The organism is Gimesia sp., assembly GCF_040219335.1.
Classification (GTDB): Bacteria; Planctomycetota; Planctomycetia; order Planctomycetales; family Planctomycetaceae; genus Gimesia.
On record NZ_JAVJSQ010000031.1, the window covers coordinates 282,051 to 300,133 of the forward strand.

Consider the following 18,083-nt stretch of genomic DNA (forward strand, 5'->3'; position numbering starts at 1 on the left):
GCCCTGAAATGGTTCATTTCGAAGAGACTGCGGTGGTTTTCCAGAATTCCGGGAGCTCGTCCAGGGTTTCTGCAACGATCTGCAGGATCGCCTGCCGCTCAGGTAAGGGGAAATTCTGAGGGTCGACGTCCCAATCCGCTTTCAGCGTAGAATTATCCGCGTTCAGGAATTCATAAAAATCCTTGAGAATCCGCAATCTGGGTCCTGCAGGCATCTTCTGGAATCCATCAGTGTAGATCAGGTAACTCAATCGATACTGAAACAACCGGGTTTTCAGATCGAAGTCTTTTAACGAGCGGCCCTGCGAGTCCCGCTTCCCCTGACGGGCAAACCAGTCCTGATAACCACTGGTGCCCTTCACCGGTGCCGTGAGTGGTGCTTCATCCAGAAACAGCAGATACCGCACCAGCCGCTGCCGGGCATCCGATTCCAGACCCAGTTGATACTCCATGCCTACGCGCGTGATCAAATTATGCGCGTGGACCTGATGATCGAGAACCAGGTGTGCCACCAGATCGGAATGCGGACTGAGATATTTTGTTGTATCAAAGAACTGATCGACGTGTGTCAGGTTGGCACGTAACGCCGGATTCGTTCGGAACTCTTCTATCGTCTCTCTGCCGAATACATTCCCCAGGTGCAGCATGTCTCCGTGAGTACCGGTCACGTACCAGCCACCCCAGCGTTTTTCGAGTGGTTTGTCATGAGATATCTGCGAATAACCGGATATCGGGCGACCATGGTCATCGGTGAGAAAGGAACGGACGAGCAGTCCCGGTACCCGGAGGCTCGAATCTCCTGCATGACAGGCCAGACAGCGGTCCGAGCGGACGAAGCGGGGTTTCGCGGAAGCCTTGAGGTCCAGTTCATAAAAGATCGTTCCCCGCAGCGGGTCTATGGACGCCAGTTCCATCGAGCGGGCTCCTGGCACCCAGCCCAGGTAGACATCATCATTAAAATAAACCACTCGCGGGTTATCAGGATTAATAATCCGTGGATTCAGGGCCGTCCTGGAATAGACCATCAACTGTGAAGACTCGGGCAGCTGTAACTGGTTGAGAACTTCCCTTAAATATCCCCACTCTGTATCGAATTTCAGCTCTCTTTTTTGTTGAACCAGCTGTTCGTTTAAGAGTGTGACGGGGTCCGTTAAAGTGCTGGTACCATACGCAACGGGCTGTAATCCGTAGGGAACGGGATCCCTAAAGTCAATCTGACTCACAGGTTTTGCAGGTTTGAGAGCCACCAGTGGTTCTTCGCCGGACAGATTGCCTACCAGCAGAAGCAGCAGAATTCCAACTCTCAACAGGGTTGATATCATTGATTCAGCACGCCAATTGATCAATTCACATTGATGGGTTAAGATATTGAGAGATAACAGGTTGCCAGCTTAGCACTCAGTACTCTTCCCAGTTTACCAAAGGGGATGAGAAAGTTTGCGGGTCCGGCAACGAATTGTCAATATTGACTCAAAAATCTAAAATCCGTAAGAAACGGCAAGGTTTTGTATCTTACTTCACAGAAGAAAACAGGCCTGTCACCGATATCATTCTACGTATTGTATAATTTAACATGTGGGCGTTCGAGCCCGTCCGAGTTTGTCACACCTGAAATCGCCTGCCTTTTGAAGACAGAACACAGGTTTCCTCGCGAACCTTTCCGACAGGAGTAGCCTGTCAGATCAGGGGTGATCGACCAACTACCAAAGTATCCGAGTTTTCTGGAAGGGTTTCATTTTGAAAACTCCCCGCCGCTATATCGCAACCGTCGCCTGCCTGATTATTCTCGCCTCCCTGTTCTGCAGTTCGCTGACACTCACAGCTCAGAAACCGTCCCTGCCCGATCTCTTCGGACAGAAACAGGCTGCATCCGGGAAGGAAACAAAGAACGCCAAGGCAGAAATCAGTGTCAGCCTGCTCCCTCAGGATGCCAAAGCAGGAGAGACCGTCACACTCTCACTGACCATGCTGATTCCCGAAGGTTCCTACACCTACTCAACCAATCCGACGTTTGGCGGCGCTACCAAGTTCGTCATTGAGGAATCGAAAGGCGTGACCGCCATCGATCAGCACTTCAATGCCGACCATCCTCCCAAAACCGTCTTCGAGCCCCTGTTCGGCAAAGAGATTGAAAAATACACCAAGAGCGTCATTTGGACACGACGCTTTAAGGTCAATAAAGACGTAAAAGAACCCAGTCAGGTTCAGATCAAAGGGCAGATGCTCTATCAGGTCTGTGATGCCAAAAATTGCGTGCCTTCGCAATACGCATTCTCCGCAACCTTATCCGGAAAGCAGGAAAGTGCGCCGCTGTCATTTACCACGATTCCTGAACGGCGAAACGTACCTGATCCAATCGAATTAAAGTTCGCGCTGGAACCGGCGGCGGTGAATCCCAAACAACTGGTCGACTTGAAAATTACGATGAAGCTGGAACCGGAATTCCATACGTTTGCACTCGATCAGGACAAAACTCAGGCGGGACTGCCCACACATATCGAAATTCTGAAGCTCGAAGGTTTGAAATCCGTCTCCCAGCAGTTCAAAGCCACACCTGATCCCAAAGTGGAAACTCACGGAGAATTCAGCCAGCGTACCCACTACAACGAAGTGGTCTGGACGCGGCAGTTTGAACGGATAGCAGATGCCCAGGAAATTGGTGTAGAAGGAAAACTGACATATCAGATCTGCAATGAGGGCAGCTGTCGACGCCCGATGCCGGTCGAGTTCAAACTGGGAGATCTCACTAATGCACAGCCGGTGGCGATGTCTTCACTGGAAGAACTCAACAGCGGCAGTGCAGCTGACGACGACACCATCATTATCAGCTCTGAAGAATCCAACCGCAGTCTGTCTTCGTATCTGTTTTTCGCCTTCCTGGGAGGCTTGATTCTCAACGTAATGCCCTGTGTTCTGCCGGTCGTGGCAATTAAGGTCATGAGCTTCGTACAGCAGGCGGGAGAAAGTCGACTCCGCATCTTCCTGCTAAATATCTTCTATTCACTGGGTGTCCTGGTCGTCTTTCTGAGCCTGGCCTCACTCGCGGTCTTCGCGGGACTGGGTTGGGGCGGTCTCTTCCAGAGCACAAAATTTAATGTCATCATGGCCTGCATCGTTTATGCAATGGGCTTGAGCATGCTGGGCGTCTTTGAAATCCCGGTACCGGGTATGGTCGGCTCAGCTGCGGGCGGACAACAGAAAGAGGGACTGACCGGTGCGTTTCTGACCGGGATCCTGGCAACACTTTTGGCGACTCCCTGTAGTGGTCCGTTCCTGGGACCGGTACTCGCCTGGTCTGTCAAACAGACACCGCAAATCACTTACCTGGTCTGGCTGGTCATGGGACTGGGCATGGCTTCACCTTATATCATCTTCAGCATTTTCCCCAACGCGATCAAATTCCTGCCCAAACCGGGCATGTGGATGGTCCGCTTCAAAGAGTTCTCGGGGATCGTACTTATGGGAGCAGTGATTTTTATCATTTCGTTCCTGGACGAATCCCTGACCATTCCCGTACTGATCATGCTGCTGGGGATCACCACCGGCCTGTGGATGATCGGCAGTCTGTACTCACACAGTTCGCCTGCTCGAGTGAAGCTGGCGGTGCGGACGGCAGCGTTACTGCTCACAGCCGGGATCTGCTTCTTCGGTTATAACATGAGTCAGAAGTCGACCAACGATCTTCCCTGGGTGCCTTTCAATGCCCAGGAACTGAAAAAACTGCGTTCTGAAAATCGGACCGTCCTCATTGACTTCTCTGCGGACTGGTGCCTGAGCTGTAAGACCAACGAGAAACTGGCTCTGAATACTCCCGAAACCCTGGAAATGGTCAGTAAGTACAACGTGGTGCCGATGTATGCGGACTACACAGATTACTCACCTGACATCAAAGCATGGCTGGACAAATTTGAGAGTGTCAGCATTCCCTTGACTGTGATCTTCCCCGCCAATAACCCCAACAAACCGATTATCATCCGTGACCTGTATACACAGTCCACGCTTTTAAGCGCCCTGAAACAGGCTGTGGATGAATCTCCCGCCGTGAAATCTGTCCCTAAGCAGGCAATGATTTCTACTGAGAACGCCGAAGCACATTAAATTCGCGCTCGTCTGAGTTGATTGCATGCGGGCTCTGAATCGAATTTCTGTCCGTAGATGCATCAACGCTTTTCGATTCCTGAACTTTTTTGTAAGGTATGAAGCATTCCGTGATCGTACCGTTTCTGTACGCTTCCATCCCCTTTTTTCCTGCTGATCTGAGCGGAATGGCAACAGCCACCGGTTGGTAATTTCGATTTCCAATGGCTGGCACCATGCTGCTCAGTAAAACACAATGTTTCTCTGACAACGAGACCTGCCATGCAAGACACCCCCTCCGCTCCCGATCCAGAACAGAATCAAGAAGATGAGATTGTCGTAGCCGCTCCCCGGCGCTCGACCTGGTCTGAAATGAGAACTGCTGAAGACTGGTGGGCGATCTGGATCGGAGGCACGCTGCTGGTAGTCTGCTTTCTGGCGATGTATTTTTCACTGCCCGCCGATTTCGCAGAGCAGGTTAAAGCCGCGGAAGCTGCTGGTGAGAAGGTGAGTGCACACAGCCCTCTGAAACCGTGGCTGGCGAAACCGGGATCCTGGACAGACAACCCGGTAGATTCGCTGTTTCCGCCTGAGAAATCGAGTCTGCTGCTGCCGATCGGCGTTGTCTTCCTGGTCAGCCTGATTGTGTTTTCGATTGGTGTCACAGCCATGGGACAGAAAACGCCCCCCTTCGCCGTTGGTTTCGTAGCGGTCTTTCTGCTGGCCACGCTGGCATATATTCTGACCGGCCAAGCGGTGATCAAAAGCTATAACCTTGAATACGCGCTCTGGGCATTGATGATTGGTCTGGTAATCAGCAATACCATTGGAACCCCCAAGTGGATCAAGCCGGCACTGAAAACCGAGTTGTATATTAAGTCGGGGCTGGTAATCATGGGGGCCGGCGTGCTGCTCAATCGTCTGCTCATCCTGGGCCTCCCTGGTATCTATGTGGCCTGGGTCGTCACCCCCATTGTTCTGATCAGCACCTATTTTTTCGGGCAGAAGTTCCTGAAAATGGAATCCCGCTCGCTGAACATGGTGATTTCCGCGGATATGTCTGTGTGTGGTGTCTCGGCTGCGATCGCCACCGCAGCCTCCTGTAAAGCCAAGAAGGAAGAGCTCTCCTTCGCCATCGGGCTATCGTTGACGTTTACGGTCTTCATGATGATTGCCCTTCCCGCGGTGATTAAGGCGCTGGGCATGAGCCCGATTCTGGGTGGTGCCTGGATGGGGGGAACCATCGATGCGACAGGCGCGGTCGCCGCTGCAGGTAACCTGCTGGGACCAGAGGCAGAGCAAGTCGCCGTCACCATCAAGATGATCCAGAATATCCTGATCGGCGTGACCGCTTTTGGCGTCGCCGTCTACTGGGTCAGCTGCGTGGAAGGCAAAGAATCCGGTATCAAACCAGATGCCTGGGAAATCTGGTATCGCTTCCCCAAATTCGTATTGGGGTTCATCGCGGCATCAGCGATCTTCTCCCTTTTATATGTATCGCTTCCCGGCGGAGATGTCGTGGTGCCAGCCATGGTGAAAGAATCTTCCAAGGTCTTCCGCGGCTGGTTCTTCTGTCTGGCCTTTATCAGCATCGGCCTGGAAACCAACTTCCGCGAACTGGCGAAATTTCTCAAGGGGGGCAAGCCACTGATTCTGTATGTCTGTGGCCAGTCTCTGAACCTGATTCTGACACTCTTGATGGCCTGGTTGATGTTCGAAGTCTTCTACAAGGATGTCGTCACCGAAGTCTTCAAGAAGTAGGCTACCTGGCGCAAAAGAAAACCCCGGTCATTCCGGACCGGGGTGGTTGTGATTTCGCGAGTTATCAGGATGAGTGTTTGAGCAACCAGACCAGCAGCCCTTTGGCAAGGTGCTTGCGATTCTCCGCCTGATCAAAGACGATGCTCTGCTCGCAGTCAACAACTCCGTCTGTTACTTCCAGCCCCCGTTTTGCGGGCAGGCAGTGCATGAAGTGACACTGTTTTCCGGCAGCAGAGATCAGGCTTTCCGTCACCTGAAAATCGGCAAAAATCTTTTTGCGTTTTTCGGTCTCTGCTTCCTGTCCCATACTGGCCCAGACATCGGTGTAGATCACCGTCGCATCGGCAACCGCTTTCAGCGGATCAGCTTCCAGTTCCAGTTGCAGGCCGGGATAATTGTTCTGCAGTGTTGCCACCAGATCCGAACAGAGTTCGAAACCTTCGGGCGAAGAGACCACAAACGGCACATTCAGCTTGGCACAACAGTTAGCCAGCGAATACGCCACATTATTCCCGTCACCGACGTAGACCAGTTTCTGCTGCGTCAGGTCACCTAGCAGTTCCTGCATGGTAAACAGATCTGTGAGCGCCTGGCAGGGATGACTGAGATCGGAAAGGGCATTGATCACACTGGTTCCCGCGTGCTGCGAAAATTTTTCAATCAGCTCGTGTGAAAAGGTCCGCATGGTGATCACATCCGAAAACCGACCGATCACCCGGGCCACGTCCTCGATCGACTCACGCCCATCGAGGCCTGCCTCTTTACAGGTGAAAAAACTCGAACCACCGCCCAATTCCCACATGGCTGATTCAAAACTGAGACGGGTCCGCAGAGAGGGTTTTTCAAACAGCTGGGTCATCGTATAACCCTGCAGTAACTGAGGACGTTCACCCTGCTTCCGCTTGTCTTTGAGCTCTTGTGCTTGAGCAAAGATCTCAACTATTTCGGACGATTCCAGATCGTTTAACGTGACTAAATGCCTCATGGAAGTTCTCGATTAATGACGTTTTAAAAACAGTAATTCCTGTTCGTATCTTAAATTAAGACTCGAACAGGAATGTGTGAATGAACAAATAATGGATGCTTGAGCGGGCCGCGTGGCTTAGGCCTCTTCGGCCATTTCACGCAGGACTGTTGCGATCAGTTCGCAGCCTTCCTCGACCTGCTCGGCGGTGACATTCAGAGCCGGCAACAGTCGAACGACGGTATCGTGCGTCGCGTTGATTAACAGGCCACGTTCCATGCATTTGCCGACGGCGGGAGCAGAAGGAATATTCAGATCGACGCCGATCATCATCCCTTTGACGCGGACTTCGCGAATGATGGGAAGTTCCTGCTGAAGCTGTTCAAAGAACTGCTTGAACTTGTCGGACATGGCATGGCAGTTTTCGAGCAGATTCTGATCTTCGATCATCTGGCCCGTCGCCAGACCGGCAGCCATCGCCAGAGGGTTTCCGCCAAAAGTGCTGGCGTGCATTCCAGGTCGCAGGCTGGGAGCAACCTCTTCTGTCGCAATCAGAGCCCCGGCAGCAACACCGCCGGCAATCCCTTTCGCCATCGTCATGATGTCTGGCTGAACGTCCCACTGTTGATAACCAAACCAGGTGCCGGTCCGTCCCATACTGGTCTGGACTTCATCGAAGATCAAAAGGCAGTTGGCTTCATCAGCGATTTTTCGCAGACCGGCCAGATAGCCCTGATCGGGGACATTCACGCCCCCTTCCCCCTGAACCGGTTCGACCATAATCGCACAGGTTTCGTCATCGACGAGGCTGGCGATCGCTTCGAGATCATTAAACGGAGCATAACGGAACCCGGCAACCAGCGGTCCCAGACCGGCATGGTACTTGGGTTGTGCTGTCGCGGTGACTGCAGCAAAAGTCCGTCCGTGGAAACCATTTTCGCAGGTAATGATCTTGGGCCGCTTACCATCATAATGCAGACGGGCCAGCTTGAGAGCCCCTTCATTCGCTTCCGCACCACTGTTACAGAAGAAGGCTTTTCCAAAGCTGCGACTACAGAGGAATTCTGCGAACCGTCCCTGAGCTTCGGTATACCAGGTGTTGGGAACATGAATCAGCCGGGAAACCTGATCCTGAATCGCTGAGACAACCGGTTCGGGACAATAGCCCAGAATGTTACAGCCCCAGCCGGGAAACAGGTCGAGATAACGGTTACCTTCCGCGTCCCAGACATAGCTCCCCTCGCCGCGCACCAGACTGATCGGGTAGCGACCGTAATTGGGGATCACATACTTGTCGAAGAGGGCAATCGTTTCCTGACTACTGGCATGTCCCGTTACTGACACTGAAACACCTCACTTGTAAGAGAAATCCGTAAATTCACAATATCGGTTTGATGGAAAGGAATTTTGACACTAATTCTTGAACTGAAGTTCGAAAAAAAAAGCAAACTTTGACTCAGCTGTGATTTCAGCAGTGAATCAGGCTTTCCTCCTGCAGCTGACAGCAGCGCAGAACGAAGCGGAAAATTATAGCAGAAGGCTTAAAATTTAGCAGCAATCCGGGAAAAAAGAATCGGATTACTCATCAAATATTCATCTAACCTGCCTGCAGGATTTCCGCAACTTCTTTAGCAAAGTAGGTTAACACACCATCAGCCCCTGCCCGCTTGAAACAGAGCAGGCTTTCCAGCATGCATTTTTTGCGGTCGAGCCAGCCGTTCTGGGCGGCGGCAGAGATCATCGCAAATTCCCCACTCACCTGATAGGCATAGGTGGGAACCTCAAATTCCGCTTTCACGCGGCGGACGATATCCAGGTAAGGCATTCCCGGCTTGACCATCACCATATCCGCCCCTTCGCTGATATCCAGGCCCACTTCCCGCATCGCCTCGTCGCTGTTGGCGGGGTCCATCTGATAGGTTCGCTTGTCCCCCGTTCCCAGGTTGGTCCCGGAACCGACGGCATCACGGAACGGACCATAAAAGGCAGAGGCATATTTCGCCGCATATGCCATGATCTGCACGTGCTGAAATCCGGCTTCGTCGAGGGCTTCTCGAATCGCTCCAATGCGGCCATCCATCATGTCTGAAGGCGCGATGATATCGCAACCCGCTTCCGCCTGCACTACAGCCTGCTGACAGAGGACATCGATGGTTTCGTCATTGACCACGTATCCATCCTTAACGAGACCATCCTGCCCGTGACTGGTATAGGGATCCAGGGCGACATCGCAGAGAATCCCCAGATTCAGGTTCTGCTCTTTCAAAGCACGCACCGCCCGGCAGACCAGGTTTTCAGGATTAAAGGCTTCTTCCCCCCCTTCGGTTTTCTTTGACGGATCGGTCGCAGGGAACAATGCCAGAGCCGGGATCTGTAATTCTGCGGCCGCAGCCGCCTGTTCCACCAGATGATCGATGGTCAAGCGGTGGACTCCGGGCATGGAAGGAATCTCTGTTTTCTGGTTTTCGCCATCCTGAATAAAGACCGGCCAGATCAGATCATTTACTGAAAGCTGATTCTCGGAAACCAGGCGTCGTGACCAGTCGGTTCGACGATTCCGCCGCATACGTACCTGAGGATACATGAAAAACAGGGTCCTTCTTTATTTGAAGTCAGGGAATGCCTATAAATTATAGATCGATTTCCTGATTATGGTCTAAAGAGCCTCGAATATAAAGGTACAGGCTCTTTTTAAATCTGGATGAGAGAACAGATTAGACCATTGCAATACCCAGAAAACTTCAATAGTGTATTAATTATATGTAGGGGATTTAACCCTCCCACCTTGCAGCTGAGATCACAGGTCCGACACCCGACCTGTCGTCCTTCATCAGTGATACCACATTCTATAAAAGAACAGTGAGGATCTTCTATGCGAAGAATTAACATGGTGCTTGTCAGCTCCATTATGCTGTTATTCACAACGTCGCTTGCCTCTGCAGGCGACTGGGCGCATTGGCGCGGTCCGGAGCATAATGGGATCTCCCGTGAAACAAACCTCGTCGACGAGTGGTCCCTCGACGGTAAAAATGTGCTCTGGAAATCTGACATCGGTGGCCGGTCAGCCCCCATCGTATTGAATGGTCGCGTTTATCTGAATTGTCGCACCCACCACGATGTCACCGACCCCAAAGATAAAATCAATGCCCAGGAACAGGTCGTCTGCTGGGACGCTAAGACCGGCAAAGTAATCTGGAAAGATGTATTCAATGTTTTCCAGACCGACATCCCTTCTCCCCGTGTCGGCTGGGCCAGCATGGTGGGTGATCCGGAGACCGGTAACGTCTATGTCCACTCTGTGAGCGGTCTGTTCCGCTGCTACTCTTCTGATGGCAAAGTCCTCTGGGAAACATCACTGTCTGAAGACTACGGAAAGATTTCCGGTTACGGCGGACGAACCCAGACTCCCATCATTGATGAAAATCGTGTGATCGTCAGCTTCCTGCAACTCAACTGGGGTAAGACTGCTGCTCCACCACCAAAGCAGACTTACTACGCTTTCGATAAAAAGAGCGGCAAGCTGCTCTGGACGGCCGCTCCCGGCGGTGCTCCCTTCGACACCAACTATTCAGCCCCCATCGTAACTGTCATCGACGGCGTCCGGCAGTTGATTGCCGGTAATGCCGATGGTGGCTGCTACGGTATGAATGCCCGCACCGGAGAAAAGCTGTGGGGCTTCAGCATGTCAAAACGGGGTTTGAACTGTTCTCCCGTTGCTGACGGTAACCTGGTCTACATCACCCATGGTGAAGACAACATCGATAACGTGGAATTCGGTCGGGTGCAGTGCATTGACGCTTCCAAGCGGGGCGACATCACCGAAACCGGCAGTGTCTGGCGTGTCGACGGTATTAAAGCCGGCTATGCCAGTGTCCTTGTCAAAGACGGAATTCTGTATGTCGTCGCCGACACCGGTCAGATGTATGCATTTGACAGCAAGAACGGCAAACAGCTCTGGACTCATAACCTCGGAACCGTTGGAAAAGGTTCTCCGGTCTGGGCAGATGGCAAACTGTATGTAATGGAAGTCAACGGAAACATCTTTATCCTCAAACCGAGCCGCGAAAAATGTGAAGAACTGTCTCACGTTCAACTGCTGGCTCGCGTCGATAAAGGGATGGATGAAATTTACGCCTCTCCCGCGATTGCCGATGGTCGAATCTATTTCGTTACGCGTGACCGTACTATCTGTATCGGCGACGAATCGCTGAAACCGAGCAGCGATCCGGTGCCTCCTCTCAAAGATGAAAAACCGGTTCAGGATAAGATTGCCACCATTCAACTGGTGCCTTATGAAATTGCAGTTCCCCAGGGAGATAAGATCGATTATCAAATCCTGGCTTACGATGCCAACGGCCGCTTCATCAAAGAAGTAGAAGGGAAACTGACTCCCGGTCCCGGCATGGAACAGGCGAAAGTGGATGGCATGTCGGTCACCACTCCGAGTGACCTGAAATCTCCCGCGGCAGGAACCATCTCTGTTCAAGTTGGTGATGCTACTGCCGAAGCCCGTCTGCGTGTCTTCCCGCCTCTGCCCTGGAAGTATGACTTCGAAGGTATGAAAGGGAAACAGGTACCTGGCAGCTGGGTGAATGCGTTCCTCAAACTGCAGCCAAACGAACTGGATGGCACCACGGCAATGAAAGCCAGCCCGGGTAAAGGTCGCCCCAGTGCCAGCGTCTGGCTTGGCCCCTCTGACATGAGCAAGCTGGCACCGAACGGTTACACCGTTCAGGCAGACGTGTTCATGAAGGAACAGAAACGTAAGCTGGCCAGTGTCGGCGTCACCGTGAATCGCTATGACCTGATCCTGAAAGGTAACTCGAGCAAGCTCGCAATCCAGAGTTGGGCTCCGCACCAGCGGATGGCCAAGGAAATCCGTTTCCGTTCTGATCCGGATGTCTGGTACACCATGAAGCTCAAAGTTGAGGTCAAAGATGGACAGGCAACGGTAAAAGGCAAAGTCTGGCCTCGTGAAAAACCGGAACCCGAAGAGTGGACCATCGAAACTGTCGATCCGCATGCGAATGAGAAGGGAAGCCCAGGGCTTTACCTCTACCGTCTCGCCGATGTTTACTTTGATAACGTCATTGTCTCTGAGGATAAATAATGAAAAAGATTCTATTACGATTTGCCCTGTTGAACTCATTTGCATGCTGTGCACTGCTGGCTTCCACAGGTTGTGAATCCCGCGATGCTGAGAAGCCGGAAGCGATGCCGGAAACAACGACGGACCTGGGTGGTTCTGCTCCGATTGAAGAAGCAGGTTCAACCACCGGTGGTGCCGGAGTAAATGTTCCGGAAGAAAAACCGGAGATGAAAAAAGAAGAACAGGCTCTGGATTCTGATGGGAACCCCGTAAAGCCTGAGGTAGAAGCCAAGCCGAAAGCCGAGGAAAAACCCAAAGCCGATCCTAAGCCGGAAAAGAAAGCTGAAGAAACCTCGCAGACCAAGCCTGAAGAAAAAACAGAACTGGTCAGCAAAGAGGCAAAATCGGATGCGAAAGTCGCAGGTGACTGGCCGATGTGGGGGGGAGACCCTACCCGGAACATGGTCAATAAGACCACCGGCATCTCCCTGAACTTTAAACCCGGCGAAGGGGATGATAAAGGCGAAAACATCATCTGGGTCTCCAAGCTGGGTTCACAGACTTACGGTAACCCGGTTGTGGCCAATGGACAGGTTTACGTCGGCACCAATAACGGTGGTAAGTATCGTCCTCAGCACAAAGACGACCTCGGTGTCGTACTCTGCTTCGATGAAAAAACCGGTGACTTCAAATGGCAGCTCTCGCGAGAAAAACTGCCCCAGGGTCGTGTGAACGACTGGCCGGAACAGGGGATCTGTTCGACTCCCTGTATCGAAGGAGACCGTGTCTGGGTCGTTACCAATCGTTGTGAACTGATGTGCCTGGATGCGAATGGCTTCTACGACAACGAAAATGATGGCCCTTACAAGGATGAAAAGGACACCGACAAAACAGACGCCGACATTATCTGGAACCTGGATATGATCGAAGACCTGGGTGTCTTCCCGCATAACCTGGCAACCAGTTCGCCGGTCGTCCATGGCGACTATGTCTTCCTGCTGACATCCAACGGCGTTGATGAAGCACACTTGGAAGTCCCTGCTCCACGGGCTCCCTGTTTTCTAGCAATCAACAAAAACACCGGTGAGGTCATCTGGGAAGACAACACCCCATTCGATCAGATTCTACACGGTCAATGGTCATCACCCGCCATCGGTGTGGTGAATGGTCAGACCCAGGTTTACTTCCCCGGTGGGGACGGCTGGCTGTACGCCTTCACTCCCGAAGGAGACGGCGATGGTAATGCCAAGCTGATCTGGAAATTCGACCTGAATCCCAAAGACTCCAAATGGGAACTGGGTGGTCGCGGTACCCGTAATGCGATCATCAGCACCCCGGTCTTCAAAGACAACAGCGTTGTGCTGGGTGTCGGACAGGACCCGGAGCACGGTGAAGGAGTCGGTCATATCTACCGCATCGATGCCACCAAGAAAGGCGATATCAGCCCACAGATCTCTGATGGTAAAGAGGGCTGGAAAGAAAACCCGAACTCGGGCCAGATCTGGCACTACGGTGGTGAAGACACCGATGGTAAGCTGACCGGCAAGAAAGGTGAGCTGCTTTACCGTCGAACAATGTCAACTGTCGGGATCGAAGACGGACTGGTTTATGCACCAGACCTGAGTGGTTTCGTACACTGCCTCGATTTCGCAACCGGTAAACGCTACTGGGAATACGACATGTTTGCCGCCTGCTGGGGATCCCCCATGGTGGTTGACGGGAAAGTATTCATTGGAAACGAAGATGGAATGCTGATCATTCTCAAAGCCGGCAAAGAAAAGAAACTGCTGGAAGAGAAGACCTTCAATTCCTCAATCTACAGTACACCCACGATCGCCAACGGACATATGTTCGTTTCTGACCGTTCCCGGCTGTACAAGATCAAAGTGACTGAATAGTAAACAGTTACGACGATCAATTAAATTCTGAAAGCAGAAGTCTTCCCGCGAAGGCTTCTGCTTTTTTCTTGCGCCTCTGAATTTCGGTTTTGACATAAATTCACTTTTTTGATACACCCCACTCACCATTCCCACACCGCCCCTGCGACAGGCAGGGGGGACTCACCAAATCTGTGCAATCTCACCAGCTGGAAACGACGTCTGTCTAACCGGCGAAACGGGTATCAAATCATTCATGTCACCAGCTATTATTGTCGTCCCCTGTTATAACGAAGAGAAACGGTTAGAGATCCTCCAGTTCCGTAAGCACGTCGCGCGGCACCCGGAGCACTCTTTTCTGTTCGTTAACGATGGCAGTTCCGATCGCACTGCGCTGGTCCTGGATGACTTGCATGCTGCTGATCCCGACCACTTTAAAGTTTTACATCTCTCCCACAATCAGGGAAAGGCCGAGGCGGTCCGTCAGGGAATGCAGCAGGCATTGCAATCCGGTGTGGAATACGCAGGTTTCTGGGACGCAGATCTGGCTACACCCCTGGAATCGATTCCGGATTTTGTCGCACAGCTGGAACAGATGCCTGAACGATCCATGGTTCTGGGTGCCCGCGTCAAACTGCTGGGACGTCAGATCGAAAGAAAACAGCTGAGGCATTACCTGGGCCGCATCTTTGCAACATCGGCGTCTACAGTATTATGGCTTCCCATCTACGATACACAGTGTGGCGCAAAGCTGTTTCGCGTCACGCGGGAAAACCAGAGTCTGTTTGCCACAAGGTTTCTCACCAACTGGATCTTCGATGTAGAGCTGCTAGCACGGTCGCGGCAACTGGAGCGATTCTTTGGATGCCCCAAGCTGGAAGATACCGTCTATGAACTGCCCCTGACCAGCTGGCGGGACGTGGCAGGCTCTAAAGTGAAGCCTCACGATTTTTTCAAGGCGTTTTTCGAGCTCTGCACCATTTACTGGCGTTATTTGCGTCCTTCTCTGAAATCGCCATTCACTCAGTTGCCGACTCAGATTGAAACGCAGTCGAAGCGCAAAGCAGCATAAGCCGCTCAAGTCAGAGATCAGTCACCGTGAGTATTAAACCACTTTTTACAGTAACTGCACTTCACATCCCCATGAGGTGAAACGTCCGACTCTTCCCCAATCGGCGCATTGCAGTGCGGGCAGGCATAGCTGCTGCGTTTCTTGGTAGGGGATGGTTTCCGGGTTGCCCTGACCCCCGTCAGACGGCTGCCCCTGGCGGTAAGTGACCTGTAAGCAGTAAAGCCACCTACCATCACAAAGGGAATCGCTATCAACGAACCAATAATGCGAAAAAACAGAGGCGGTGAATGGAATCCCCCGAAGGGCTGAGACCACAGAAAAGAAATCAGAGTCAAACCAATTCCGCCAAAGACACAGCCAATCACGACCCCGACCAGACGGGCTCCCGGTGAAATATTCTGCTGGCGCTCTTCCTGCTCGCTCATGATTCTCCCTGAATTGTTGCCTCAACTGGCGGTAACCGGGGTTGAGACTATTCCGCCTCGACTTCCTGTGATATGACTTCCCGATACGCGATATCCTGCAGCAGGGCATAACGGACGATATTCAAGGCGAGGTTCACTGCATCCTGTGGCACATAACCGGCACAGGCGACCGACGCCTGCTGCTCCAGGGCACAGCTGATATCGTACTTACTATATATGACAGCCAGGTGCCCATCAATTTCAATTCCTTCGAGCAGTGGTTCAACGACCAGAGTTTCCGCTTTCAGCGGCTGGTTTACATCGTTGACTTCCATCTGGCGACGACGCACGCGGCGCACATCATATCCGGTCTGCTCCGAAAACAGGGGATGATCGACGGGAATGCGTTTTAACTGTTTCGTTGGAAACATTTCCTGCATCAGTTGACGAAAGCTTTTATCGAAAGGCTGGGCGCCACAACAGGCATCAGCAAACAGTACCGCCCCATTATCCAGGGCCTGTTTCAGGTTTGACTGCTCCGTTTTAGAGAGGCTGAACTGGCTTCTGCCATGCATGTAAAGCAGCGGGTACTGCATCAGATTAGGATCGCTGGCCGGCAGACTGGGCGTTTTCGTGGAAGCGATCATTCCCGCATTTTGATTCAGGGCCTTGAGCAGATTCGTCAAAGCCCGCGGTGCTGCATCCCAAGTGCCGTTATGACGGATCTTGGCGATTTGCAAAAAACCTCGTTCGACCTGATTCTGCAAACCGTTCTCACTGGCCAGTTCTTCCTGGTCAAGTTTGTTTGGTGGTTCTCGACCTGTCGCGTATGCAATCACGTTGGTTCCGATCCGGACAGCACGCGTGATCATGGAAGTTGCTTTCACCGGCCGATCTTGAGAGGGGAACCGCATCCATTTGTCCCAGAGACAGGCCAGATCGTCAGGGCAGTAGATAATCGAAGTCCGGCAGCCGACATCGACGCCATAGAGTTCGACACTTTCCGCATCGAGCAGATATTCGCAGCGAAAGACCGGATGCTCAGCCGTCAGCCGTTTCAGCTGGACTTCCCCCTGCGGATACATTTTTTTGATCAGTTCTCGGAAACCACGATCAAAGCCGGCCCCATTACAGTTATCAACGGCGAAGATAAAGCCCCCCTGCTCCACAAACTGTTTGAGCATGTTAACCTCAGGTACTCCAAACTGGGGATCTTCCTGACCACTGATAAACAGCACGGGGGCCTGCCTGAGAACCTGCACGCCTCCCCCCTGAATCGCCAGGTCGAGATTTACGGTCTGCCAGGTCAGCAGCTTCGGCCAGTCAGGGCGGCCGGAAAGCGCATCGGTCAGATTCAGAATATCATTCTGATGATGATTCCAGTTCGGAATAGTTCCCGGCTGCAGTTTGGCCTGCCCCTCGGTTTTATATTCCAGTTTATTGATCAGGACCGGAGCCAGTCCTTTGGAAAGAAAGAGCAGAACAAAGCTCGTTCCCAGTACGGGATCGGATTCCAATTGGCCGGCACCACGCCATGAGCCATCGCGCACGGACTGCCTTTGTGTCAGAAACGCGGCTCCTTCCCGATACCAGTCATGCTTGCCGAAGAAGCGGGTACCGCTTAAGCGTCCCGCACGTTCCAGACCATAGAGATAATAAAGCAGCCAGGAGTTGACTCCTGGATTGGTGCCCACGGAAAAATGGGTGGTCATCCAGTGAATGGCCCGTTCGATTGATTTGTCTTCTTCTTTTTGATCACAGCAGACGGGAGAACCATCGGGATTCAGTTCCAGGTCGTCTCCCAGCATCGAATTGACGATCACCATGGTAGCGATTCCCGCGACGGTCATACTGCCTCGACTCGCCCCGGCGTTGGACTGATAGCCCCAGCCTCCATCGCCACTTTGCTGTGTGGACCAATACTGTTTGATGAGCTTCCAGGTCTTCTGGCTGACCGGTACTCCCGCATGCACGGCATCCCGCAGAGCGAGTACCGCGTACTGACTGTTACTGCGGTCGGCAACTCCAGCTCCTCCAATGGCCATCCCGGGGCCGTAACTCCAGCCTCCCGCGTCGGGCCCGGTCGTCACCTGACTTTTCTCAAGTCGTGCCACCAGGGACTGAATCAGAGGTAAATCCCGTTTGCCATCTTTGGCGGCTGCCAGCGCCATTATCATCAGGCTGGTCTGGTAGGTTCCCCTGGGTTCGGGGGCGCGCAACGATCTGAGGTATTTGAGGCCGCGCTGTACGGGTTCATCATTCGCAGTCATACCACAGTTGATGATGGCCATCAGAGCCAGACAGCTGACTCCGGGAGTATAATTTTTCCCCGGACCGGACCAGGAACCATCGCCCTGCTGTTCCTGCAGGAGAAAGGCTTTTCCACGCTCGATGGATTCCAGTACTGCCTTGGCTGACAGTTCCTGTCCCTGCGCAAAAACAGCTCTGCTGGAGAACAACATGAGGGAAATGCACAGGACTGCTGTTAACGTCCAGCGCAACGCCCGATACGCTCTACGATAATGCGGAAAATCCATTACGTTTTACTTTCGATTCCGAAGTTCATCACTGGATCAGAGCCTGCACAGCCCCTTCTCTCCAGAACGGTGTCCGGAAACTGATTTGTTTAATTTTTATGCATTCTTACAAGATATTTTACCTATTCCAGATGAATTGTTTGTTTTTTCACCCGTCTCCCTGATTGTATCATATTTGCGTTCGCAAGTCAGCGGGTCTCTGTTTCTCTCGGGATTGAAGATGGCTATAATTACTAAGACTGACTGCGTATTTTCACACGGACTGAAGGCTGTCCGCATTGATGATCGATGCCGGTCAGTATT

11 protein-coding genes are annotated in these 18,083 nt (G+C 52.4%); 5 read left to right on the plus strand and 6 right to left on the minus strand.

Translation table 11 applies throughout. The features are described from left to right. Nucleotides 1-13: 13 nt before the first annotated feature. Nucleotides 14-1,306, minus strand: coding sequence for a hypothetical protein (locus RID21_RS26045; RefSeq protein ID WP_350194043.1), 1,293 nt, complete (start codon nucleotides 1,304-1,306; stop codon nucleotides 14-16). Between the two features lie 430 nt (nucleotides 1,307-1,736). Between RID21_RS26045 and RID21_RS26050 the strand changes: the two genes are divergently transcribed. Both RID21_RS26050 and RID21_RS26055 read left to right on the plus strand, forming a co-directional pair. After that, nucleotides 1,737-4,097, plus strand: coding sequence for a protein-disulfide reductase DsbD family protein (locus tag RID21_RS26050; protein WP_350194045.1), 2,361 nt, complete (start codon nucleotides 1,737-1,739; stop codon nucleotides 4,095-4,097). A 261-nt stretch (nucleotides 4,098-4,358) separates the two neighbouring features. Continuing rightward, nucleotides 4,359-5,837, plus strand: coding sequence for a YeiH family protein (locus RID21_RS26055; protein ID WP_350194047.1), 1,479 nt, complete (start codon nucleotides 4,359-4,361; stop codon nucleotides 5,835-5,837). A gap of 64 nt (nucleotides 5,838-5,901) precedes the next feature. Here the strand turns inward: RID21_RS26055 and argF are convergent, their stop codons facing one another. The 3 genes from argF to hemB all read right to left on the minus strand — a co-directional run bounded on the left by argF (nucleotide 5,902) and on the right by hemB (nucleotide 9,385). Continuing rightward, nucleotides 5,902-6,822 carry an ornithine carbamoyltransferase gene (gene argF / locus RID21_RS26060; protein ID WP_350194049.1) on the minus strand — a complete coding sequence of 307 codons (921 nt, stop codon included), beginning with the start codon at nucleotides 6,820-6,822 and terminating at the stop codon, nucleotides 5,902-5,904. Nucleotides 6,823-6,939: 117 nt separating this feature from the next. Continuing rightward, a complete protein-coding gene (locus tag RID21_RS26065; RefSeq protein WP_145042513.1) occupies nucleotides 6,940-8,145 on the minus strand; it encodes an aspartate aminotransferase family protein in 1,206 nt (401 codons plus the stop codon). 253 nt (nucleotides 8,146-8,398) lie between these two features. Beyond that, a complete protein-coding gene (gene hemB, locus RID21_RS26070) occupies nucleotides 8,399-9,385 on the minus strand; it encodes a porphobilinogen synthase (protein WP_350194051.1) in 987 nt (328 codons plus the stop codon). A 288-nt stretch (nucleotides 9,386-9,673) separates the two neighbouring features. Between hemB and RID21_RS26075 the strand changes: the two genes are divergently transcribed. The 3 genes from RID21_RS26075 (at nucleotide 9,674) to RID21_RS26085 (ending at nucleotide 14,839) form a co-directional block, all read left to right on the plus strand. Continuing rightward, complete coding sequence (locus tag RID21_RS26075; protein WP_350194053.1) at nucleotides 9,674-11,911, plus strand: outer membrane protein assembly factor BamB family protein; 2,238 nt, start codon at nucleotides 9,674-9,676, stop codon at nucleotides 11,909-11,911. Continuing rightward, a complete protein-coding gene (locus RID21_RS26080; protein WP_350194055.1) occupies nucleotides 11,911-13,788 on the plus strand; it encodes an outer membrane protein assembly factor BamB family protein in 1,878 nt (625 codons plus the stop codon). Before RID21_RS26075 ends, RID21_RS26080 begins: the two co-directional genes overlap by 1 nt. Nucleotides 13,789-14,023: 235 nt before the next feature. Further along, nucleotides 14,024-14,839, plus strand: coding sequence for a dolichyl-phosphate beta-glucosyltransferase (locus RID21_RS26085; protein WP_350194057.1), 816 nt, complete (start codon nucleotides 14,024-14,026; stop codon nucleotides 14,837-14,839). Nucleotides 14,840-14,856: 17 nt separating this feature from the next. Here RID21_RS26085 and RID21_RS26090 read toward each other — a convergent pair whose 3' ends face one another. Beyond that, nucleotides 14,857-15,264 (minus strand): hypothetical protein, encoded by a 408-nt coding sequence (locus tag RID21_RS26090; RefSeq protein WP_350194059.1) that lies wholly within the window; start codon nucleotides 15,262-15,264, stop codon nucleotides 14,857-14,859. 47 nt (nucleotides 15,265-15,311) lie between these two features. Next, nucleotides 15,312-17,705 (minus strand): DUF4159 domain-containing protein, encoded by a 2,394-nt coding sequence (locus RID21_RS26095; RefSeq protein WP_350194061.1) that lies wholly within the window; start codon nucleotides 17,703-17,705, stop codon nucleotides 15,312-15,314. Nucleotides 17,706-18,083: the final 378 nt, after the last annotated feature.